The 23,094-nt window shown below is 51.6% G+C and carries 27 protein-coding genes; 14 read left to right on the top strand and 13 right to left on the bottom strand.

What is annotated here, in order from left to right; genetic code table 11:
• Positions 1-112: 112 nt before the first annotated feature.
• Entirely contained in the window at positions 113-721 is a 609-nt protein-coding gene (locus FC18_RS00280; protein ID WP_156300933.1) for a recombinase family protein, read from the bottom strand.
• Positions 722-1,110: 389 nt separating this feature from the next.
• On the opposite strand from FC18_RS00280, the gene FC18_RS00275 reads away from it, so the two are divergent.
• The 14 genes from FC18_RS00275 (at position 1,111) to FC18_RS00210 (ending at position 7,810) form a co-directional block, all read left to right on the top strand.
• Positions 1,111-1,479 carry a type II toxin-antitoxin system RelE/ParE family toxin gene (locus FC18_RS00275; protein WP_054679424.1) on the top strand — a complete coding sequence of 123 codons (369 nt, stop codon included), beginning with the start codon at positions 1,111-1,113 and terminating at the stop codon, positions 1,477-1,479.
• Complete coding sequence (locus FC18_RS00270; RefSeq protein ID WP_054679414.1) at positions 1,479-1,739, top strand: helix-turn-helix domain-containing protein; 261 nt, start codon at positions 1,479-1,481, stop codon at positions 1,737-1,739. Before FC18_RS00275 ends, FC18_RS00270 begins: the two co-directional genes overlap by 1 nt.
• Positions 1,740-2,076: 337 nt before the next feature.
• Positions 2,077-2,703, top strand: a complete 627-nt coding sequence (locus FC18_RS00265) for a hypothetical protein (RefSeq protein WP_156660845.1) — start codon at positions 2,077-2,079, stop codon at positions 2,701-2,703.
• A gap of 11 nt (positions 2,704-2,714) precedes the next feature.
• Positions 2,715-3,248: a hypothetical protein gene (locus FC18_RS00260; protein ID WP_054679408.1), complete on the top strand. Its 534-nt coding sequence runs from the start codon at positions 2,715-2,717 to the stop codon at positions 3,246-3,248.
• A 565-nt stretch (positions 3,249-3,813) separates the two neighbouring features.
• Positions 3,814-4,245, top strand: coding sequence for a hypothetical protein (locus tag FC18_RS00255; protein WP_056975265.1), 432 nt, complete (start codon positions 3,814-3,816; stop codon positions 4,243-4,245).
• 11 nt (positions 4,246-4,256) lie between these two features.
• On the top strand, positions 4,257-4,679 hold the full coding sequence (locus FC18_RS00250) for a hypothetical protein (protein ID WP_054679400.1): 423 nt from the start codon (positions 4,257-4,259) through the stop codon (positions 4,677-4,679).
• Between the two features lie 5 nt (positions 4,680-4,684).
• On the top strand, positions 4,685-4,885 hold the full coding sequence (locus tag FC18_RS00245; RefSeq protein WP_054679397.1) for a hypothetical protein: 201 nt from the start codon (positions 4,685-4,687) through the stop codon (positions 4,883-4,885).
• A 2-nt stretch (positions 4,886-4,887) separates the two neighbouring features.
• Positions 4,888-5,274, top strand: a complete 387-nt coding sequence (locus FC18_RS00240; protein ID WP_054679394.1) for a hypothetical protein — start codon at positions 4,888-4,890, stop codon at positions 5,272-5,274.
• Positions 5,275-5,889: 615 nt separating this feature from the next.
• On the top strand, positions 5,890-6,207 hold the full coding sequence (locus FC18_RS00235) for a hypothetical protein (RefSeq protein ID WP_054679391.1): 318 nt from the start codon (positions 5,890-5,892) through the stop codon (positions 6,205-6,207).
• A gap of 12 nt (positions 6,208-6,219) precedes the next feature.
• Entirely contained in the window at positions 6,220-6,552 is a 333-nt protein-coding gene (locus tag FC18_RS00230; protein ID WP_054679389.1) for a hypothetical protein, read from the top strand.
• Entirely contained in the window at positions 6,549-6,830 is a 282-nt protein-coding gene (locus tag FC18_RS00225; protein WP_054679386.1) for a hypothetical protein, read from the top strand. The genes FC18_RS00230 and FC18_RS00225 overlap by 4 nt, the downstream gene beginning before the upstream one ends.
• An 11-nt stretch (positions 6,831-6,841) precedes the next feature.
• Positions 6,842-7,108, top strand: coding sequence for a hypothetical protein (locus FC18_RS00220; RefSeq protein WP_054679383.1), 267 nt, complete (start codon positions 6,842-6,844; stop codon positions 7,106-7,108).
• A 31-nt stretch (positions 7,109-7,139) separates the two neighbouring features.
• Entirely contained in the window at positions 7,140-7,631 is a 492-nt protein-coding gene (locus FC18_RS00215; protein WP_054679380.1) for a JAB domain-containing protein, read from the top strand.
• Positions 7,628-7,810: a hypothetical protein gene (locus FC18_RS00210; protein WP_054679377.1), complete on the top strand. Its 183-nt coding sequence runs from the start codon at positions 7,628-7,630 to the stop codon at positions 7,808-7,810. Before FC18_RS00215 ends, FC18_RS00210 begins: the two co-directional genes overlap by 4 nt.
• Before the next feature lie 48 nt (positions 7,811-7,858).
• On the opposite strand, the gene FC18_RS00205 is transcribed toward FC18_RS00210, so the two are convergent.
• The 12 genes from FC18_RS00205 to FC18_RS00145 all read right to left on the bottom strand — a co-directional run bounded on the left by FC18_RS00205 (position 7,859) and on the right by FC18_RS00145 (position 23,094).
• A complete protein-coding gene (locus FC18_RS00205) occupies positions 7,859-10,459 on the bottom strand; it encodes a DUF3991 domain-containing protein (RefSeq protein WP_056975264.1) in 2,601 nt (866 codons plus the stop codon).
• 39 nt (positions 10,460-10,498) lie between these two features.
• Positions 10,499-11,800, bottom strand: a complete 1,302-nt coding sequence (mobP2, locus tag FC18_RS00200) for a MobP2 family relaxase (RefSeq protein WP_054679368.1) — start codon at positions 11,798-11,800, stop codon at positions 10,499-10,501.
• Positions 11,800-12,180: a hypothetical protein gene (locus FC18_RS00195; protein WP_054679365.1), complete on the bottom strand. Its 381-nt coding sequence runs from the start codon at positions 12,178-12,180 to the stop codon at positions 11,800-11,802. The genes mobP2 and FC18_RS00195 overlap by 1 nt, the downstream gene beginning before the upstream one ends.
• 1 nt (position 12,181) lies before the next feature.
• The gene (locus FC18_RS00190; RefSeq protein WP_054679361.1) at positions 12,182-12,433 is read right to left on the bottom strand and encodes a hypothetical protein; all 252 of its coding nucleotides are present in this window, start codon (positions 12,431-12,433) and stop codon (positions 12,182-12,184) included.
• Between the two features lie 377 nt (positions 12,434-12,810).
• Complete coding sequence (locus FC18_RS00185) at positions 12,811-13,620, bottom strand: hypothetical protein (RefSeq protein ID WP_054679358.1); 810 nt, start codon at positions 13,618-13,620, stop codon at positions 12,811-12,813.
• 18 nt (positions 13,621-13,638) lie between these two features.
• Positions 13,639-14,259, bottom strand: coding sequence for a hypothetical protein (locus tag FC18_RS00180; protein WP_156300930.1), 621 nt, complete (start codon positions 14,257-14,259; stop codon positions 13,639-13,641).
• On the bottom strand, positions 14,256-14,492 hold the full coding sequence (locus tag FC18_RS00175) for a hypothetical protein (RefSeq protein WP_054679352.1): 237 nt from the start codon (positions 14,490-14,492) through the stop codon (positions 14,256-14,258). The genes FC18_RS00180 and FC18_RS00175 overlap by 4 nt, the downstream gene beginning before the upstream one ends.
• An 11-nt stretch (positions 14,493-14,503) precedes the next feature.
• On the bottom strand, positions 14,504-15,625 hold the full coding sequence (locus FC18_RS12225; RefSeq protein ID WP_054679348.1) for a CHAP domain-containing protein: 1,122 nt from the start codon (positions 15,623-15,625) through the stop codon (positions 14,504-14,506).
• 1 nt (position 15,626) lies between these two features.
• On the bottom strand, positions 15,627-17,528 hold the full coding sequence (locus tag FC18_RS00165; protein WP_225353730.1) for a VirB4 family type IV secretion system protein: 1,902 nt from the start codon (positions 17,526-17,528) through the stop codon (positions 15,627-15,629).
• Entirely contained in the window at positions 17,515-18,108 is a 594-nt protein-coding gene (locus tag FC18_RS00160) for a hypothetical protein (RefSeq protein WP_156300929.1), read from the bottom strand. The genes FC18_RS00165 and FC18_RS00160 overlap by 14 nt, the downstream gene beginning before the upstream one ends.
• Positions 18,109-18,421: 313 nt before the next feature.
• Entirely contained in the window at positions 18,422-20,395 is a 1,974-nt protein-coding gene (locus FC18_RS00150; protein WP_054679341.1) for a pLS20_p028 family conjugation system transmembrane protein, read from the bottom strand.
• Positions 20,395-23,094, bottom strand: coding sequence for a VirD4-like conjugal transfer protein, CD1115 family (locus tag FC18_RS00145; protein WP_056975263.1), 2,700 nt, complete (start codon positions 23,092-23,094; stop codon positions 20,395-20,397). The genes FC18_RS00150 and FC18_RS00145 overlap by 1 nt, the downstream gene beginning before the upstream one ends.

Raw genomic sequence — 23,094 nt, 5'->3', positions numbered from 1 at the left:
TGATTGATTGAATTGCCGTCCTTTAAAATGATCAGTCATCTGAAAACCTCCAGTTTAAATTCATGATACATGATGCACTCTCCCTAAGTAAACTTTGCACCAGAACCACAAATTAGTTTCCCGAGTAGTCACGGATTCTATAAACCTGCGACCTACTCAAGCCAGCGGTTCTGGCTATCTGGGCGATGGGAGTCTCCTCCTCCAGCAGCTTAAGGACTTGCTGGTAAATGAACCTCTTCTTACGATCAGGTGAATCAGGTGCATACAAACGCGGCTTGCCTTTATAGGCACCGCGTTTTTTTGCGAGTTCAATACCCGCCCGTTGCCGTGCCTTAATCTCCTTGCGCTCATTTTGCGCGATATACGACAGGATGGTGACGAATAAATCCGACATCATCTTATCGAGATCCTCGTTACCCGTTTTTGAGGACAGAAACGGGGCGTCGAGCACGTCGAGCTTTACACCTTCGCTACGTAATTGGCGGATCAAGTTACCCGCATCGTCGTAATCACGACTTAGCCGATCAAGCGAATCCACTACCAGGACGTCGCCCTGGCGAACATAATCTAGGGCCTTCAGTAGTTCTGGGCGATGTTCGACGTCTTTCCCCGAAACCTTCTCTTGAAATATCTTCTCAGCCCCTGCCTTCTGTAGATGCTCCAGCTGCCGAGCAAGGTTCTGATCAATGCTGCTGACACGTGCGTAACCGACTCTCATCATAAATCCTCCATTTCAAAACGTGTTTCTTCTATAGAAAGGCGCTTCTCCGTGTGCCCCGGAGAAAGATATTCGGTCACTTCATCATCTCCGTGATCGAACTGCGCCTCATAATGCTCAATGGGACACTTAAACGGTACACTTGTTTTGCCTATCATACCACGCTTTTCGATGTGTATAAATAGGGTACACCCAAATTGAACACTTAGCACTGAATCAACCCAACTCTCAGTGCTATACCCCGAGGGAGTTCCTCATCGCTATGTGAATAGCAAGGCCGTTACCTGTTTAAGTCGGAAAATCGTTTTTTGATAACCTTTTTGCTATCGACTTTTGATAACATTTGTGTTATCATCTATTTAAAGTTAGGTATTCAGAAAGCGAGCAAGGGCATGTACAGGATTGATTTATACGAGGACAAGGATGGCTACAGCGACGTCGATGAGTACATTCAAGAACTCACCCACAGCACCAATAAGCAAGACATTGCTATTCTAAAAAAGATCCGTTATCAACTAACTATGCTTGAAAGCCTTGGACCTGCTCTACGTGAGCCTCCCGTTAAAGAGCTTAAAGGCTACAAGTACAAGTTGTTTGAGTTACGCCCTCAACCTGAACGAATATTCTTTGCATTTTGGGATACTGACAGATACGTTCTTCTGTCGCACTACACAAAGAAGCAGAACAAAACTGATTCCAAACAAATTGATCGCGCGCTAAAGCGCCTTGAAGATTGGCTTAAACGAAAGGGGAAACTATAATGCGTAGCTGGACCGATTTAAAAAAAGAAATGGATGCCGTTTTACCCGCAGACGAACTGGAAGCAGTCGATGCGCTTGCTGCATTACACGTTGAACGTATTCGTCAAGGACTGTCTCAGAGAGAACTAGCTGAGCGAATTGGTATGAAGCAGCCTCAACTAGCTAAATTAGAACGCCTAGACTCCACCCCCTCGTTAAACACCCTTAATCGTTATGCTGCAGGTCTTGGCCTAAAGTTAAAGCTGCTGGTAACTGCATAAATTCAGCAATTTCATTAAAAAGTAAAATGCAAGAGCAACCCGCTGGGTTGCTCTTTTTTGCATGTCTTGCATTTTATGTTGCATGCTTGGCGCCGGGCGTTGTATACTTTGCCTGCAGAGGAAAGGACTGATCAGATTGAACGATTTTGACAAGGCAAAAGCGTTGATTGATACCGAACAGCCAGCAGATATTGCTAAGTACACCGGAATTGCAATTCGCACCGTATATAACTTGCGCGACGAAAAAACCGCCTACGATAAACGAGCTTACAGCGTAATCGCCTCTCTGGCACACATGTACGACGACCTACACCGTGAGGAGCAGATCCAGGAGCGCATGGATCTATTGCAGCGCGTGACTCCAGACATGCCAGACCAAGTCGCAACCAAGTTTGCTACGGGTGCCTGGGAGGAGGATCACGTGGAGTATATTTCCGCACACGTCGCCGAGCAATTTCTCAGTGACGATCAGAGCACCGATCAGCTGGTTATGCTACGAGGAAAAAGTCGCCTGCAGTACCACAAGCGCGAAACTGCAACGCTTGATGGACAGACCTACAACCGCATTGGAGACGCCCCTGTTGGTACGGACGCCATCTGGGCGCAACGCGACGATGAAGAGACACTCGAATTCGTTCGCTTCACCGACTTTAACGGTGTACCTGGCCCCTTATCGACGTCGATTGCCGCTGGCCAAGAACGTGATCAGCAAACCTTCTATCACCTCCGCAGCCTCGCTAACCAGGCACTGGTCGCTAATGGCGAACCCGAATGCCAGTATCCGTGGGAGCACATCGATGACGTGCAACGTCGACTCCACGATGCCCCCACCCCTACGGAGATCACACAACTAACCAATGCGGTCAATATCCTACGAGAGTGGACCGCAGCTCTAATCATCCTGGGCAACACTCCCACTGCAGAGTCGGAGCAATTTCAGCATGACTGGTTTACGGACAACTGAGGAGGATTAGCATGGCATTAACGGTTGATGATCTAATTGGACTCTTGGAACGCTACAAAGCCACACATGCTGGGGGAGCAGATGACCAGGTATTCTTGCAGGATCCAAACCCTTTTGCAGTGACGAACCGCACTTCTTTTAGTTCCGATGTGAGATGGAGCACCTCACTTGAAACTGGAGCCCGCAGCCTAATTCTCTCAACCGACACGCCCGAACCATCAGTTCCGTCAGCAAACAACGTGGGTGAGGTCGACGGGCTGCATGAGGACGGCTGGCCAACAAATAAAGACTGCTACTCCTTACATGAAGTAACGGTCCCCCTGCTTGTTGGCAAAACCCTCGACAACACAACATTCATTGAACGCGAATTGCCCGCTGGTACCCACTTCCTAGTCAGGACGTTCCTGGATGCGCAGCAAAACGATCATGTTGCAGCCGACGATGAGTCATACCTCGTCATAAGGGTTCAGCACGAATTGGAAGAATATCAAGTTGGGGTCACTGATTTTCGCAATCACGTGATATTAATACAAGAATCAAAATAGTTTTACTCCGGAGCACACCAGGGATCCCTGATGTGCTTTTTTGCTGCAGCAGATCTGGTTTTACGTTGGCCTGCAGGGCGTGGGCTGTCGTGCAAAAACCACGCCCGATAGCCCACTTCGCGCTGGGGCGGCGGGCCCTCGGCCGACCCGCTCGCCCGGTTATGGCGCTGCACTCAATCTAATTTGTAGATACGGATAGTCCTCAGACAAAGTTCTTGTGCCCCTGCAGGGCACGTGCTTGCAGCACATTGCGTCCGTTCCGGCCGCGCGCCGCAAGCGGTGCAAGTACCCCCTACCGCCCAGGATTAGCCCTCTCGATTCCAGCATTAGACCAGCAACAAGGGCACTAAGGGCTAAAGCCCCAAGTGCCCCTAACCCAGATAGCAAGGACCGCAAAAAACTTTTGAAACCCCGCGCTGATCGCGCGCAAAACTTTTTTGGCTAGCTGCGCTTCCTTGCTATCTGGGCCTGCTGCTGGTGCTAAGCCTCCGTCGAAAGGGCAAAACCAAGCCTGGGCGGTAGGGGGCCGACCTCGACAACTTATCACAAAAAAGGAGCAGAAGATATGACAACGACACAACCAGCAACTATCAAGGCCGTTGACCCAGCGCTGTTCAACGCGTTTGGCGTCTACGTTTACAACCACCAGAGGAACATTCTCGGCAACCGCCGACCAGACACGCTACAAAACTTCATGCACTACCTAATTTCATTAAACCGCGACGCGGTGCGCAACATGTACCCGAACGACCCGACCAAGTGGCTCATGCTCGACGGGTTCGACTTTAGTATCACCCGCGCCTTTGCACTGGAGGTAACACGTCACGCCCCACATTTCAACCGTTTCAACGCCGTGGCAACGCTTGATTTTATCCGGCGCCACAGCGGCCCCGTGGGCAAACGCGACAACGTTATCCTAGACGACATCGGCGAGAACCTACTCGGCAATAACTACATCAACGACTACGTACTTACCAGTATCAGCAAGGTAGCCTAGGAGGATAGAAAATGAAAATAGACGAACTTGTAGACGCAGTATCACTCTACCCAATTTTCACGATTTCTAGTGAGATTGGTGACCCTTCTTGGTCATTAAGCACCGTTGACGAAGCATTTTCCGGCGGTGGCTTAGCAATCATGAGCGGAGCCTCCACACGCAACGAGGCCGTGAACACCGACAACGTAGACGGCGAAATTGACGACAACGCCGTGTATGCCTTTGATTGGGAAGAGAAGACAGTTTACGCAAAGCTTGGGTGTAACATGGAGGATTGCCTTCAAATGCTGGAAGACATTTTCATTGACTGCGCCTACGTGAACGACCCCGATTGGGAACACCGCTTAGTTCCTGCTGAACTGCTCCCAGCATACCAAGTGCTAGCCAAAAAAGGCACAGAATACACTAGAAGATTTTCAATCAGTCGGGGGTGACCACATTGGCAAAAGATACCTTTGAAACTCAAGTTGAGAGCTATCGCGAGCGCATCGCAACAATGCAACGGGAAAACTACCGCGCCTTTGTTTTCGCACTGGTTGCCTGCGAAGACGGGTCAATCAGCGAAGAAGATTACGATTGCTGGTACAACAGCGACTTCCCACTGCTAGATGAAGGGCTACTAAACCCAGAGGAGAACTAACCATGAAGACTATGTACGATGAAGTATCACACCAGTCCTGCGACACGCTTGCCCAGACCATGAGCGATTTCACGTATCGCTTCAATGAGACCAAAGTGCCAAAGAAGCACTACAAGGCATTGCTTGGCAGGCAGATTGAGGAAGTTGTTTCTGACAGCGTGGCCTTGTCTATGGTCAATGCGTACTACAAGACGTTGGCAGAGTTCAACAAGGGCAACCGCCAGTGGTTTGTGAGCGCAATGCTCTACGTCGAACTTGGAGTAAAGCCCGACAAGGCAAGCCAGCAAACCATTGATGCCGTCAGTAAACTCACCAATGCGGTCATCAACGGGACAGCCATGCTGAACCCCGCATTGCTGGACGCATACACCGACCTACTCAAAGACTAACCCGTGAAGCGCCACAGTCCTACACCATGGACTGTGGCGCTTTTTGTGTGGAGTGATTTTGGCGCGCGAGAGTAGTCGGCTTACCGGCGAGCCGGACACCGAGGCACGGCGGGGGGCCTGGCCCCCCCTTGCCGTGCCGGGCAGCTGTGGATCACGAAGCAAGTATCCATCAGGTGGCAGCCTTGGTGGCAATGGGTCGGGAAAAATCACCCTCCCTCATCGCCAGCTCGCATCGACGCACAGTAGTCTGTGGCCGGCCCGACCACGCGCTAAGAACCACAGCGCAAGTGCTTGTGGCATGTCGCCACAGCCCGTAACGGGCTAAGTGCCTCCTACCGCCCTGGCTTAGCCCTCTCGATTCCAGCATTAGACCATCACCAGGGGCACTAAGGGCTAAAGCCCCAAGTGCCCCTAGTCCCAGATAGCAAGGACCGCAAAAAACTTTTGAAACCCCGCGCGGATCGCGCGCAAAACTTTTTTGGCTAGCTTCGCTTCCTTGCCATCTGGGACTGCTGCTGGTGCTAAGCCTCCGTCGAAAGGGCAAAACCAAGCCCGGGCGGTAGGAGGTTCCCTCGGGGGCCACAGGATAATTACACAATCAGGAGGACACAAATTATGTTCACAGAAGCCACCACAAACGTCACCGTTGCTACTACAGATGGAAAACTCATCACGCTACATCAGGGCGATCAATTCGCCTACGTCGGACTGGAACGCTTCTCCAATTCTGACCCTGTTCACCAGGAGCTTTACCTACCTCAGGCCGGAAACTTCTACGAAAACCGCATCGACGTCCTGAAGAACATCGACACCGGCGACATCATCAAGTTAGCAACACCGGTCGTAGATGCATTCATGGTAGCGGCGGCTGAAACGCCCGAATACCGAAATTACCAGAATGAGGTTGCTGCTCTAGCACTCGCAAACAATTAGGAGGAAACCATCATGACTCAATCAATTCACCCATTCTTCATCAGCAAAGCCGCTGCAATTCTGGCAGCTGCTAAAGCGCCTAACCCTAACCCCGATCCCTTAGCGGCCTGGGCCCAGAACGCCGAACGAAAGGCGGTTGCTATCGTCGCCGCTTCCGGCGAAGTCGTGGGCACCGGCAGCTACAACAACGGCACGGTTGTCACCTACGCGTACGTAGACGAAGAGACCCGCAGCCGCTACGGACTAACCTACGGTGTCCTGGACATGGCCGTAGCGGAGCTAAGTAACAAGTTAGGTATGCCGCTGATTACTGTTAAGCGTTCCCAATTTGGAGGTGCACGATGATGCAACGAGATTACCACTTCACGCTACTACACAAGACGGAGGAAACTCCAGAAGCGTTTCAGGGTAAGGTTGAACGCAACCTTGAACGCCGCGGCTTCCACTTCACCGCAAACGAGGTGTACACCATGCTGGCCGCAACTCGGGCCCGACACGACCACACTTACCAATCTCCAGCAAATGACCTCGGCTATACAGTCGCCATTTACCGCGCACCAAGCGTGACCGAAACCGTCGCATACGAATTCTACGCCAGCCGCTTCGACGTGCGGCACATTTAGGAGGCAACATCATGAAACTCAGCAGTCTAATCTACAACCACTACAATGAACTGAAAATCAGCAGCTACTTCGATGGCAACACCGCACTAATCCTGCGAGATCCAGAAGGAGACGAAGAGGTAATCAGCGTAAATATACCGAGTGCAATGCACTACCCTAGCGATCAGACAACCTTCTGGGCCGACGTCAACAACTGCGACCAAGCCATCGACGCACTGACCGCACTAGGAGTCATCCGGCTCGGCATGGCTTCGGCAACCAGTGGTTTTGTCACCTAACCTGAATATGAAATTGTGGAGGACTAAAAACATGACTCAAGTAACCATCAATGACGAGACACAACAGATTTTCACCGTGAAGCTCGTACGGGTGCAACCGGGCATCTACGGAGGTGGCATCGAACTTCAGGACACACAAGACGCCGCAGAACTGCTGAGCGGCTACATCCACGACGACGCCAGCGAAACGCTGGTGGCCCTATTCATGGATACACAGAACCGAGTAATCGCATATCGCCGTATGTTTTCCGGAACCATAAACGCCGTGGAATTCTCCCCTCGCGAAATTATGCAAACCGCACTGCTCTGCAATGCGGCCCGGATTCTGGTTGGCCACAATCACCCCGGTGGAACTACTAAACCGTCACCGGAGGATTTGCACTCAACAGACGTACTCATCGAGGCGGGCCAGGTGCTCGGCATCGAAGTAGTAGACCACATCATCATCAGTTCTACAGGCAAGTTCGCCAGCATACTAGACCAGCGGCTCATTGAAGCGGGCTACACGGGGGTAGCATCATGAAGATAATTACTGCACTGTCTATGCTGGTAACAGGTTGCCTGCTCATGGTGGGCGTCGTCTTTGCACCGCGGTTCACCGGCATGATTCTACTCAGCATCATCACGTTTCTTGGAGTCAAGGGCACTTACCAGCTTTGGTTTGAGTGCCACCCATCCGGGCACGTGGCCCGCAAACATTGAACTCAAAAAGGGGGAGTACGCCGCAACGGACGTACTCCCCCTTACGCATCAGCTGCGACCTAGCCCCATCGACATGGAGCGGTGCGCTCGGGCCACCTTAACCGCTGGCTTAGGTGCAGCGGCTTGTGCCTGCTGTTCTGTCGCTTGCGGTCGGGCAACACTAAGATCCAGCGAGTTAGCTTCTCCCAGTTTTACCGTCATGCTTGCCGACTCATCGCCTGCCGGCATCGCACTCAGTAGCTTGTTGAAGTCGCCTTGTTGAGTCACCAAGTCATTCTTTTCAATCGAGATATGCGTCCAAGGCTGGCCATCTGGATTGTATTGAGTTAGCTGTACCAGGTTCGCTTTGCGTGCCGATTTTGTCAGTGTCGCTACGGTGCGCTCCTTCCCAGTCTTCTCACTAACTGCCAACACTTCAAACTCTTTCCCGGTCTTCAGTACACTATTCCAAAATGCCTTCGCTGTCTTCAACTCCGCCCTACCTTCGTCGGATCCAAACGGCGCGGTCAATCGCGGCACTGCAACTTCCTGCGTAGCTGCCTGCTGCCGGTCCTGCACGTCGATTGCCTTCACGCCGTAGTGGCGCATCATGTAAACCAACTGCTGCGGGTCGTTCGACTCAAAGAATAGCTCGCCGTTTGGTTCATTGACGGGCCGAAGTGCAAAGCTCCGCTTCTCGGCCCCGGGCACCTGTGCAAGCTCCAGTTCCTTGTCATTGTAGCGATACTTGTAAGACTGCAACTGCTTCAGTAGTGGCATACTCGTTTCCGTCTTCAGGCGTTCGTTCCAGTCTTTGACGAAGAACCGCACGGGACGATACTCACGCATCTGGTACTGCTTGTCGTAATACTCCAGTTTGTGCGCCACATCCTGCAGCGTATCGAGTGACGCGCCGTCGGTCACCGTCCGCACGTACTCTACCCAGTCGGTCTTAACTCCGGTCGTGGCCCGCGCGATTGCGTCGGCCGACTGCCACAGTCCCTGCTCGTAATCGAACGGTTCATCTAGCACAGCGGTCAACTTAGCCGCAAATCCTAGGCCATTACCGTGCCGGTGCTGCGCGTCAAAGTTCGTCTCCACCTTCTCGGCTGCCGCAAGTTTGGTCCACGTAATTCCCGCTTCTTCAGCAACCGCAGCGAGCTTCTTTTGCACGCCCTGACTAATAGCATTGTCATCAGGGACGTTAGCTTTAAAGTGCACCGCTTGACCATCAGCACTTACATAACTCGCCAGCTCCATTTTATCCACCAGCGAGCGGCCGGCGTGATCATTATCAACGCCCAGATAAACTGCATCCGGGGAGACTCCCTTGGACTGCAGCATGTAGTCAGTCATCTCATAGACCGACTTCTCCTTGAGTCCATCAACCGCCGCAAACATCGCATTCTCCATATCAGGGTGCGTTGACCAGTAGCTCAGTGCGTCGATTGGCGCTTCAAAAATGTAAAGTCGGTTCGGTTGCCCAATCGAAAAGTTAAAGCCAAAGTTCTGCTCTGAATCCTTTGCAATGTGCTTAAAAGTACCGCGCTTGCCATAACGCTTATAGTCAATCGTAGTGCCCTGAATTGAAGCACCCACAGTTTTGCCCGACTTGGCCCACTGAAAAACAACGTCCCCATACTGGTTCTGTTGGATGTAACCTTTCTTGTGCAGCGCATCGATCAGGGTGCCGTTCAGTCCCCGGGCCCCGACCAGGTACTGGCGAGCTTGGGAAAAATCGTCAGCAACCTTAATTCGATTTTCGTAAGGAAGACGTTCCTTTTCTTCGTAGACTGCTTGCGATACATTTTCGTCCAGGATAAAGCGAACTGCCTTTGTAAAACTGTCCGCGTCACTGAAGTTTTTCACTAATTCAATCGGCCCGCCACCCAGACCGCGACCATTCCAAATCCACAGATTAACTTTTGGGTTGACCACGAGGGCGTCATGTTCGGCCCACCGATACATTCCACCGTCCTCTACCATCTGCATACCTAGCTTGTCAGCAAGCTCAAGTAGTGACGCGTTGCGCGCCGTGAAGATTTCATCATCCGTCAACCGGCGGTGTCCTTGCTGCTTCTTGTGCTCACGGTTAGCTGCGACTTGCCGGGTAAGGTCTTCATCAATCGAGAGATTTTTTGGATCATAAACAGCGACCTCAATCGCCTTATCCGTTACGGTGCCGGACCAAATACGCCCGGCGCGGTTCAATGCGTGTGTCACGTATTCCGCAGACTTGGAATCACCTCCCGCGGATTGCTGCAACTCCTTGACGATTTCGGTATCCGACGTTGCACCCTTCATCAGGTTCTTAGCAATCGTGTTAGCGTCAGTGCCCAGGTCATCACCATGTAATTCGTTGGCCTCAAGTAACGCTGTGGACCCATCCGCACGTTCTTGGATGAGCACACTTTGCACGATGTTGGTCAGTTCCTGCTCAGTGAAATTCACCTGATTGCCGTAAAGTGCGCCCGTCAATTTCGATGTATCGACCTGATAGACGTGCCCCCCTTTACGCATGGCCTTCATTGCCGCGTCCCGACTAGTTGTCAGGTAAACTGCAGCACCTAACTTGGCATCCTCACTACTGCCCTCGCGTGCCGAAAATTTACCGTCCGCTTTTGCTGTATAGTACAGCGGCCGATCACTCGGCCATTGATTATCTGCCATTATTCTCACCTCAGTTTGGCATCAAAAAAGGAGCCGAGATTAACCGCGCTCCAGTCCTTGTTGCTGATTTTGTTTTGTCTCAGTATTCGCTTCGAGTGCCTCTTGTTCCTGCTCAGCCTCTCGTTCCATTCGCTTATGCTGCTGTTTTGCGAGCCGCATGTTCTTCATGTCGGTTGCGAGCAAGCGTTTAAGCCCGCCCATGCGTCCCAGTGTTTGGTGCAGCGGGGACCCGCCTTCAGCAAGTCGCTCGTCAAATTTGCCCGGCGTTTTGTCGTGATACTTCGCCTTTAGTTCCGCATCAAAGTTCCGCATGTCACCCAGAACGCTGTTCCCCATGCGTGCCTGCAACTCGTGGAATTTGTTATCGGCATAGTCTTCGTAACGCCCTAACTCCTTCCCCTCTTGCCCAGTACCGTAAACATCGCGACGTACTTCTACTTCTTCAGCGACTGCCTTGCGAAATTCGGCAAGCTCAACTGGCTTGTATTTCTCCATATATATAGAAGTAAGCCGGTCAATCTCAGGGCGAAATTCCTTCATTGCATTGTCGTTATATCGCCAAAGCTGTTTGTTGCGGGGGAGCTTTTTGTAAATCTCTTGGTACAGCAAATTCATTTGTACGGTCGGAGCAGCGCGCCAAAGTTTTGTGTCGGGCGGCATCCGATCACGAATCAACGTACTAATTTTTGCGAGTTCCTGGTCACGCTCCAGAATTTGATTTGCAAATTTTGACTTGAATGCGGAGAACGTCGAGGGCTTAAAGCTCCCCCGGCGGGCCCAATACTTTTCGTGTGTGTCGGGATCATTGAACGGCTGGAGCGGGCGACTCGGTACCGGTTCAACCGTTGCAATGTGCACATGAATGTTATCAGTATTGCGATGGATGGCTGCGGTCCACAGCGCGGAGCTACTCATACCCTCCCGCTTGAGCATCTCCTCCATCGCTATCCGGGTCGCCGCGCGAATTTTTTCTTCGTCCAAAACGTCCGTCTTTGAGTTGTACAGACCGTACTTTTCGAGGAACGGGTTGTCGAAACTAACCACCGTCTGCCACATATTGCTGCCGGCTTTTTGCGCTTTTCCAAATTCGAGCGCAACCTTGTGCCGCTCATCCTTACCCAAGTGGTCAGAGAACGAAGCGAAAAGGCCGGTCGATTTTTCCGGATTACCCATGTACTCGTTGTACCCATCGCGTTCAACGAAGTTCCATTTGTTGAAGTATTTGACCCGAGTCGCGTCGTCCCGATCAATGTACTTTACGTAGTCGCCAAACTTTTTGTTCGACGCTTGCTTAAAATGAGTGACCGAAACGATACCCGGGGAACCCGCTGCGTGTTCCATTAATCATCACTAACCTTCCGATGACGGCGCATTTCGTTCGTTGCCTTTACAACTTGCGCCGTGTGGATTTGAGCATCCACAATCTTACGTGACTCAGTCAGTGACGGATTTTCGAAGTTCTGGCTGAGCGGCAAAGCATCCAATCCATAATTTGTGAGTAACCCATTGGCGAGCTGAACGAGCACCTGCACGTTCTTATCGACCTGGCCCAGGCGCACATTCATCTTTCTTGCTGACGCCAATTCCCCACTGTTGTTGTGTTCACCAATCAAGTAATCGACTACTTCAGTCGCGTTACCAAGACCAAGTTCAGCACCGATGTCATCCAGTGCGGCCCACTTTTCTTCCGACAAATAAATTCGCTTGCGTAGTTTTTCCATTCTATTTTCCTCCTAGAACTTGATTAAGCTCGTCGATGACGGCTGTGTTCTGTTCGATTACTTCCACATTTTTCTGTGCCAACTCCGCGAAATTCTGAAGTTCAGGACTCACGTACAGGTTCACACAGTGCTGGTGAATGAGCTCAGTAATATATGCTGAACGTGTCTTGCTTTTCGCGGCCGCACGCTCATCAATGATGGCGATGTCCGCACTTGGCACTGTCTTGAGTTCTACACGCTGCGTCTTTTGCATCTAATCACTCTCCTTACTATTTCAAAGCGGCGTTATTTAGATCACTTTTGGTGCCGCCATTTTTTGCCGATGTGATACGGCATTTTTTTACATGAGCGAAAATCCAAAAAAACACTCAAATAATGGAAAGGGCATAAGGGAAACCTGCCGTCCAAATGGACGGAAACCGCAGTGCGGTTGGGTTTCTGTAGCCGCCTCTTCGAGGCGGTTTGGGACACTTTTGGGACACTATTTTTTCGTCGTGTCCCACAGTGGGACGTGCAAAAACCTTGATGTAGCAATTCGGTGTCCCATCGCGGGACACTTTTGGATTTTTGGTGTCCCACGGTGGGGCCACTTTGTCCCGACATGGGACACCCCTTTTCTGACCTCACTGGTCACCGAATTTTCGCTTGATAATCGCTTTGGATTTTTTGGGCGTTCTTTAATGATCTTTTGGCGTCCGCAATTTGCTCGTTTAGATCATCAATCGTGGACTTAGTTGTGTCCGCATTCTCTTTCGCATCGTCACGCTGTGACCCCGCCAAGAGCTTCGTAGTTTTCTTTTGGCGACGGTAGGTCGCCTCAGTTTGGTCGAGCTTAGCCTCCAGTTTTGCCAACTTAGACTTCCGCTTAGCAACTTTTTTGGACTGCACTAGGACAAGTGACCGGTAATATTCGTTGATGTACTCGGCGTCATTCAGCCGAGTATTCGAGGTCTTCTTAGTGACCATCAGCGATCTCGACGAGAACGAACTGTACTGACCAAATACCTCATTGTGATACCCCATCTTCAGCCAAACGGTTTCCCCAGTCATCAGTTTGGGGATCCGGATAACAAAAAAGTCATCCGTAACTTGAATGACTTGTGACTTAATCTTCGACTTTGTTGTACCCTTCAAGGACACTGCAGCTTCAATTTGCTTGTCCGGTTCAGATGACTGGACGTCATCCTTGGTCATGTATACGTAGAGCACGGTGGACTTTTGATTAGGGTAATTGACGCTGCTTACGTACTCGAAAGTGCGGTTGCCCTGTTCAAAAGTGCCACCGCTTGTGAGCTGCTTTTGCGCATTCGATTGCGGCCAAATAAAAAAGAGCAGTAGCAACACTACCGCTCCTAGTCCACAAACCAGTGCACTAATTTTGTATTTCCGCGACACCTTGTTTCTTCGATCAAGGTGCAGGTCGTTACCAACTAGCGCCATAGTTCATCTCACCTCTTCTTATTGATCCGCTGTTTTACCAGGTACGTACTTCTCTTCTTCACCGGTGTACTGTCGGAAGGTGTTTACCTTCGTCCCCTTCATTTCGCAAAGGTAAGCGACATCGTGGACTTCATGTTCCGTATCCATAGCCAGCGTGAACGTGAACCGCACCATCACTTTACGATTAGTTCCGGTACCTGGAAGGACATAGCCCTCCATCAATCGCCACTGGGTGGTGTATGGACTGAAGGTGTTGTTCTCTTTTTCCTCATCCGACATGTTTGTCGGAATGATTCGCTCGGTCTGACCAAGCGTGGCCACCTTCAAATAATCAGACCGCTTTTTGTCCAAATCCTTGTAGTAGGTGTAGGACAACTTAGCGAACTGTTTGGCGTTCTTCAGCATGATTGCGTCGTGCTGCTTCTGCTGAAGCGCAACAAGCGCGTCCCCACTCACTGTGCTGGTCTTGCTCGTAGTGGACGTTGAGTTGCTCTCGTCCTTGAGCTTGATCACTCGCGTCTTGGTGACTGGTTCGCTTGCGCTACTCTCCTGCAGGTACATGTAGCCAAGTCCTCCAGCCGCGATAGTAGCTGCTGCAGCCCACGCAATCGCGACCTTTGTTCCAACTTCTACTCTCAATTTTGTTCAACCTCCGCTCCATCTTCGTGCTTAACCCAGGGCACACTTTTAGCGACAGCGGGTAACGCCGTCTCCAAATTGTTTTGTCCCAAGGCGTCAAGTTCATACATCGCCATGCGCGACTTCGGGTACATGACGTTGATATTGTTCATCATTTGACTCACTTCCGCCTGCAGTTCTTCCGGCCCAATATCGTCCGACCACTGCAAGACAATCGTGTGATGTTCCATCATACAAGTCTCCTTTACCGTGGGCTACCATAGCCCAAAATTTCCCGCGAGCTACGTGTGCGTACTTTCCGTGCGACCATGTTGCTCGTGTTTCCTTCTATTGTGTATACCTTGCTTGTGTCGGCAGATTCAACAATCCCGACGTGCATTGCCCCGCTTCTGGTTCCGGTCCAGTCGTAGTAGATGATGTCACCCGACTTCGGAGTGTATCCATCGGGAGCGTGCCATTCGTTGTGCTTCTTGAACCAGGCTACCCCGACAACTGTACTTGCGGTGTGGGGAATCTGATTGTCCATACCCGCTTGGTGCGCTACCCAAGACACAAAACAGGCGCACCACTCGACGTGCGAACTAAAACCCATGTATGACCAGAACTTGTCGCCCCCGGTGTTACCGAGCTGCGTGGCGGCAATGCTTGGCATCTTACCACTACCGCCGCCCCCGCCGCCGGCACTAACCGTGTTCAGAAAACCAAACGTAGTCAGGAACCCACGGACGGTAGGAATCCACCCAGCATTCATGTTGTTGGGATCATTGCTGGCGCCAACAGGTGCATACGCACTCCCGAGACGATCGAGTGTTGTCAGTCCGTTCTTGTAGATAAGATTGTGCAACGTCTTGCCCGTGGCATCGATGCCGGCCGACAGAGACGAGAACGGGAGGATTGTTGACCCGCGCATTTGTCCGGATGGGTTGTTCTTTTCCCGGATAGCGCGGCTCGTCCCCCAACCGGACTCGTTACCCATAATCGCTGCAATCAGTGCGGGACTAACCTGGTACTTCTTCGCCGTCGAAATCGTGTCACCGATCGAATCAGCTAACACGCCGCGACTGAAATACTTCTTCCAAGCCGCCTCAAACTTTGCTTGGTCGTAACCCTGACTGGTCATGTTCCACTCGCCAGCAACGACGATGAAGTTATCTGACGAACCACCATCGTCATTGCTGAGAACCGCGCCAAAGAACACGGCCATGAGTGAAATCAGAATTAACCCGCAAGTTAAACCAACACCAAGCCATGAAACTAGTAGTGATAGGATCCACCGCAGCAAGCGAGCAACGGCCTTGCCACCAGCCGCCATTCCTCGTGCTAGTAGTCCATTCTGCTGTTGACTATTCTGCTGCTGCTCGTCCATATCAGGCACCACCACCGAAGAGCTCTAGTTCGTAGTCGGTAACGTGGAAGTGCATGTGCAGCTTCTCTGCCCCAATCAGTAGTTCCGCTTCCCCTTTGTCGAAGTATGGAATCCGTTGGAACTCACCTTCAGTGAGAATCGTTCCGAACATTCGCCGGATGACGCTCGGCGCGTCCGGGGTTCCGATGGTGGAAATATCATGCCGCAACACAATCTTGTATTGGCAAAGCGTGTAGATCTGATTGATGGCGTTGATAGCGCGCACGGTCTCCTTGTCCTGCGCGTTGGATCCACTCGGAAACATGCGCTCCATCCGTTGCGTGGCCAAAGCCACCGAACCGAAGAACTTTCGGTCTTCAGACATGATGCGCACGAACCATTCGGCCACGTCCGCATTCTGAATATTGATAATCGTGTGACATTCGTCGGCCACCCACAGGAAGTGCCGCACCTCTTCAAGCGTAATCTTGTGCTCGTTGTAGAGCCGCATCTGTTCACGTCCCTGACGGATACATACCGTGTAGGTTGCGTTCATCGCATTGTAGATCTGGAGGTTTTGAATTGGCTCATCCAAGGTTTCAAGTGCGTGCAGGTCGTAGGAAACGAACTGTACGTCGTCGAGGTTGGGCAACGTCGTGTAGCCGTCGAACAAGTCACCATTCTGCTGCTGCAGACTCTCCAGTGCCATCGAAATCGTTTCGTACTCACGCCTATACTCAGCCCGTTCCTCTGAACCAATAATCTTCCGCAAGTATTCGATGATGTCGCTTAGCACCGGATACTCTTCAGCATCGAACTGAGTAGGATGCTCAAGGTACCCGTGCGCCCGATAGTATTCATCACACAACGCACTGAACCGTCCTGCCGTCCGCGCTGTTGCTTGCGGATCAAACAGCCGGTACTTAGTGCTCAAGTCCTTCAGGTGGTTCTTGTAGCTCCCAGCTTCATCGACGTCACCAGTCTTCTCGTTAAATACCGTTGCAAAGATCTGGAACATGTTGATGATTCCATTGGAGCCGTCAAGCTGAACAATTTGCCCATTGAACTTCCGCGCTAATCCGCTAAATTCACCAACACGGTCAAATACTCGCACCAGGTCGCCGCGCAATGCGCGTTCCAAGACGACCTTCTTCAGCGTCGTAGACTTACCAGAGCCCAGGTCACCGGTCAAAAACAGATTGTAGTACGTGCGCTGCTTATCAACATGGAAGAGGTCCCAGTATACCAGTCCACTGGTTTGAGTGTAGCCGAAGTAGGAACCGAAAGGATCGGTGAGCGACGTCTGATTGTGCGCGAATCCCAACCCAATAATCTGACCGGAAAGCGGAATGCCTTCCCGGTGACTCGATAGCTTGTCCTGTTCACTTGCTGGCAAGAACATGGACTTGTATTCATCGACGTTCTCTGCCAGAAAGACCGTAGCCTTAAACCCTTCATTACGAACACGAGTGAGCACTTCATTGACCTTGCGTTCCAGCTGATCCAGCGTAACCCCGTAGCAATATATCCGTAGATACAGAGGCTTGATGATTTCCCCATTCTTCCGAAGAGCCAGTGACAGTTCACGTAGCGGCATAATTTCTTCGTTGATTGCATCATAATTAGTCTGCGACTTGGCTTCATTTCGTTGCCGCGTCAGTTCATCGACGGCCTTGGTGATATTCTCTTGGTAGTTGGTGTTGTTCCGCTGCACCGTATCCACCACCACTGTCACGTCGGGAATTCGGGTGAACTTCATTAGCCAAAAGTCGGAAAACTGTGACGGAATATCGTACACGTGAACGCAGGTACTGTATAACGCACCGGTCTTCAGATACTGATCGTTCTTCGTGCTAATACCACCGTCTGGCTGTGTGTCCGCTACGAACCCCTCGTTTACCATTTCACGTTCATTCTGCTTCAACGTAAGTCACCTCCGGATTATTCATAAGATGGAGCATCATCTTCTTTTCTGCCACGGTGATTTCTTGTAGCCCGTACACATCAGCGGACTTACGGAACGTGTCTGCGTTCGATTCAAGCTCAGTTTCAGTATCGCCAAAGACCCAAATCCAACTACTCAGCTTTCGATAAGTCTTCTCCAGCTGCTTCAGGCGATTCAACTCTCGCTCCTGCATCTCCAACAACGTGGGCGACGAGGTCCGCTCAATCAATCGTTTAAAATACTGCTGCTGCTTCTGATTGTTCTCGGGGAAAGACTGAAAGATCTCCTTAATCGACCCCGTGTAGGCCAAATGCGTGGCCCATGCTCGGGCTTCCAGCGCATCGGCATCATCAGTCGTTAGTTCATCCAGGTCATACGTGCGTGGCTGGAAAATTTCGGCGTAGATTGTGAACCGCGAGTTCACCAGCTCGATATAACCATTCTCAGTAATTCCGCGGACTGGATAGATTGCTCTGGTTGAATTTCGACGTTCCCGCCACGATTGGTTCTTCTCTTTGCGCTCCTCTTGGCGCGCGGCTGCTGCATTTAATGCGGCCATCTAAGTCACTTCCTTTTGAATACGACAGCGTTCTTAGGTACATCGACTGCTCGGTAAACCCGTGAAGGTTTCCTCAGTATCTGCACTAAGGTCTGATAGTTCTTACGTTCCGGAACCCCGGATGGCTGTAACAGGAAATACGCAATAGCCACAACACCACCGGTTTCCAGTATTGCCATCAGCGTGGGGAATAGGAGGAAGGTCACAAAGCCAACACCAAACCCAATACCACCAATGATCATGACATCCTTCAGCGTGAACTTGTCGCTATACTGAGTCTTAACAATGATTCGTTTAGAGTATGTTACTTGCATTAGTCTTTCGGTCCTTTCCCAAGGCGCTTCTCACGCATTGCTGCCCCTGTTCCTCGGCCTAATTCAAAGCCACGGTTAGCCGCTTTAACGGTTGGAATTTCGGCAAACCGCTTCTTCAGCGCGCCACCAATAGTTGATGGTGTTGGGGCATCTACCCGCGCGTTAACCTTACCGGCACCTTGTGTTGGTGTTGCCTCAGCCAACCGTTCTGGTTCTGTCTGTGGGCCACTGCCTACAGCGCCCTGGCTATGCTCACCAGTATTCGGCGCAGGTTCAGTACCAGCATCGGGCTTGCTTGTTTCTCCGACCGTTAGTATCTGTACGCCGCCATTAATCGGCTTCACAGTCCCACTAGAAGGACCATCTTCAATACCCGGTGCCGTTGGCCCTGCCGACTCGGGAGCACCGTTGCCCAAGTCATTAAGTTCAGGGGCTGACGGTGTTCCAGCATCGGGCCCGTCTAGATCCGGTGCTGTTGGTTGTCCTGCAGCACCATCATCTAGTGCTGGTGTTGGCGGAACCCCATCGTCGAGATCTGGAGCATCCGGCCCACCAGTATCTGAACCAACTCCAGTCCCACCAGGATTGTCGCTAACATCAGGCTCTGCAGGCTTCTTTCCATCTGGCTTTTGACCATCATTCAGTGCTGGCTTGGTTCCCTTTCCTGTCGGGTCACCAGCACCACCCTTTGGATCTAGTTCAGGAGCTTTAGGGGCACCGCTAGCCAGTCCTTTGCCCAGACCCGCTAATGCGCCGACACCTGCGGCACCACCTTGTGCAGTCTTGCTGGCAAGGTTCTTCCCCGCGTGTGCGATGCTGGAGGACGAGTGGGTGAGACTGCTCCCCATCCGAGTAATTCCGCCTAGCGCCATCAGGCTCTGACTGATACTGCCAACACCGGCGTCAATCTCAAACAGCGCCACTACTGCATTCGGCCCATTTAGTACAAAAAAGGCACCCCCGATAAAGGCGAGTGTCGTAAGTAGAGGCCCGGGATTCTTTGCTGTCACAAACGTAATCCAGAACGTAAACATCTTGACGATAATGGTCTGAACCGCAATCACCACAAATGTGTCACGTAGCTTCTTGACAATCATGAGGTTACGCTTGCCGGAGTCGAGGTCTGCCATTGCAGTCAGCGACCCAAACACTCCCAGAAAGCCAATTTCGTTCTCCAGCATAATCACCTTCACGATGGAGAACAGAATTGCCATAGCCGTGGCCCCGACCCCAATAATCAGCAGAAACGGATGGAAGTCGTACCGGTAGTAGTACGAGTCTTTCCCAAACCACGTCTTCATGTTCTTAGTTGCGGCCTTCCCGTCCTTGTAGGTTAGCCGCTTAGTCAGAAACCCTGCACCCTTGTCCGACACCTGCGGACCCGAGAATATGTCACCGGTATCCACCGTCTCGTTAATATCAATCTTCTTAACGTCTGCGGCTTTAGTCACATCTACCGTTAACTTTGGCATGACGGGCTTATTATTCTTGGTCTTCCAACCTGCACTGTCTAGCTTGTACAAATCAGTTACGTTCCCCCGCACAAGCTGTACCGATGCCGGAATGTTATTAATAGTAGAAACAGCCGCGGCGGTGGAGATTTTCGTCAGCAAGGTCAAGCTGCCGGTCAGCCCCCCGACCATCATCATTGCGACGAGGAGGTTGCTGAACTTCTGCTTAACGTCACTTTTCGGCCGCCAAATCATCATCATGCCGACCCATGCTACTGCCACCGCCGTCACGGCAATCGCTGCTGGTTTATATTTGCTGATGAAATCCTGTACCGCCTGATACTGCCAGAAGTCCATCAGCGAGTAGACCTTAGTGTAAGCTGCCGTCAGCATGGTCATGAGGTTAATGCACTGCTGGACAATCCACCAGCCAATCGACCGGAACGTGTCCGAGAGGAATCCGTTGACGTGCAGATAGTCGCTGAAATTTTGGAGGTACTTAATAACGTCTGCGTTAGACACTACTTGTCACCTTCTTCCTTCTTGTATTCTTCAAAGCGTTTAATCACGAACTGGGTCCGACGGTAGAATTCTTGTCCCTGGTGCTCATTGATCCAGTTGACCAGCTGCTGCATGGATGTAATCTCGCAGTAGTAGCGCCACTCACTGCTGGTAGTATCCTGAATGATGGCTTCCAGCGCCTTAATCTGCGACTGCGTGAGGACCTCTTTAATTGGGTAGACAACAGTCGGGTCTCGGAAATCACCATCATCAAAACTAACCTCAGCGTCGCGCCGACCCCGGAGAAAATCACTAAATGCCGCTCGCTTCCGCTTGGCTGCCTCTTCAGGGCTTTCTTCATGACCACTTTCAGGTTCTGAAGGAGATGTAGCAGGCGCACTGGCCGCTGGTTCTGCCTCAGCTTCCTGCCCCCTATTGTCTTGCCCGGCAGCGCGCCGAGCGGCGGCGTCAAAGCGTGCATGCCGTTCAACGTGCTCAACCTCGGACGAAGTGAGATCCATCTGTTGCCCATCAACCAAGATTGTTGTGGTTGGATTTTCGCCTTCAACTTGTGGTGGCGTAACCCGCACTTCAATCTTCAGCTGTAGGTCTTCAAGGTCAATATTCGCGTGTGGCGACTTCTTGCCGTTTGCGAGTTCCTCGAACGTCTGCGGGTGATAGAAACGATTGCTCAAATATTCGTAGGTGAACGGCATCTCAGTACCATCTTCCAGCGTCGCATGTATTGGCCACGGAACGATTTTGGTTCCGTCCAGCGAGTGCCGCTGTTTGTTACGAATGACGACCCATTCGCCTTCCATCATTCGACTCAGTTCATCCGGCGTCATCAAATCACGGCTATCTTGCGATTCACCAAACGACTTATCGACGTCCATCGGGGCCCCGTGCCGTGACGGTGCAATGATCGTCTTCTTGCCCAGCAACGCGGAGAAGTAGTTGGCGTCGTCTTTGTCATCAGCGAACACGTCATACTTGTAACCACATGCCGAGAGCAGTGCTTTAGCGACGTCCTTGCCGTACTTGTCTTCTAGCTGTGCGATTGACTGAAAAATCAAATAGACAAGAATCCCTCGGCCAACACCAACGTTCATGTACCGAGACAGCCCATCAATCGCCGCGATATTGGCAATTTCTTCACCAATCAGCTTCACGCGCCGTGGCAGCTTTGAATTGGCGGACAGTGTTGCTTCCTTAGACAGCACATACATTGCCTGCGAAATCAGCGTGGCCACCAGCGTCCCATACGAGTCGTCGTAGTCGGGGTACACAATGAACAGCGCAATCGGTGTGTCACCAAATGCCAAATCCTTGAAGTCGATGTCGTTTTGCGCGGTCATCTTCCCGACGTCGCTCAACAGGTAGTCCTTCAGCTTCCCCATGGTCCCGGTGTAGATCCCGCTCCGGGTAATCCCCTGCGAGAAGTTGATTGTCCCGTACTGCAGCTTCGCGGGTTCTGTGGGGCTCATGCTGGCAAAGAATCGGTCCAGCGCCGTGTCCCCATTCTCATCCGGGTTCGCACCAAGTTCGTTCAGCATTAGCGACAGAGTGTACATGGTCACCCGTTCAGGAGTGTCACGCTTCTTGCAGACCATGCAGACTGCCAAGATTAGAGCATTAACCAGGGCGATGGACGCCTCTTCCCACATCGGCTCCTTGGCGTTGGGATTATGGAACAAGGAGAACGAGAAGGTGTTGGCCAACTTGGCCGCGTTGTCATAATCGCCTTTCCAGTAGGCTTGCTTAACCAGCTCAAGTGGATTATAGGCAATGGAGTACTCAGTCGTAACCAGGTTGAGCACCTTTACATCGTACCCGTGCGCCTCGAATTCGGCCTTGGTGTTGCGTACCATATCCCCCTTAACGTCGGGAATGATGATAGAGTCCTTGACGGAGGCCCGCATGATGTAATCTAACACGCGATATGTGAAGATTTGAGTCTTACCAGATTGGGTCCCGGCATCGATGGCTGCGTTCTTGTTCTCCGTATCAACCAGATCCACGCCCCACTTGAAGTCGTCATCGTCGGGGAAACTTCGATAATCGCCCTGAAGAGACTCCACGCCTGACGCCTTCTTGACGACTCGCAACGCCCGTTCTGCGGTGCTTTGGGCAATTCGTGGCATCCGTATCGTGCGTGACTGAGTTTCCCGAATCTTGGTAAACGGCACCACATGCGGGTTGTATTTGTGCATCGCTGTCTTCGTCAGGTGAATTTGCGGAATCCCCGATGGTCCCTCATAATCCTGCCCATTGACGGGAATCGCAACACTGTCTTGCACTAGCTCCTCAATCTTCGCAAACCGAGCCGTCCCTTTAGCGCCATGGTTCAAGCTCTCGAACGCGCGCCGCATGTTGTACGCCTTCCAGAATACCTTCCAGCCAATAAAGGCGAGAATCGCGAAGTAGGGAATCAGTAGGATTGGGTATCTAAGCGACGGGAAAATGAAATTACGGAGGCGAAACAGCCCCACTAGCGACACCTTGAAGAAGCCGTCAACCGCTTTAGTTTGAATGTCTGCTGCATCAGTGCCGTCACCCGGATTAATCATCTGATTTAGGTAGCTGCTCTGCAGAAGGTCTGGCACGTGTGACAGCAAGTTCAGTAGCATCACAAACAGGATGAACACCGACCCCCACAAAACAATCAGAAACTTTTTGTTGGCCAAAAACTCACGTTTTGGCTTGTACTCTTCATCCAT

This window comes from Lacticaseibacillus sharpeae JCM 1186 = DSM 20505 (genome assembly GCF_001436225.1).
Taxonomy (GTDB): Bacteria; Bacillota; Bacilli; order Lactobacillales; family Lactobacillaceae; genus Lacticaseibacillus; species Lacticaseibacillus sharpeae.
This window is presented reverse-complemented; position numbering and strand designations above follow the sequence as displayed.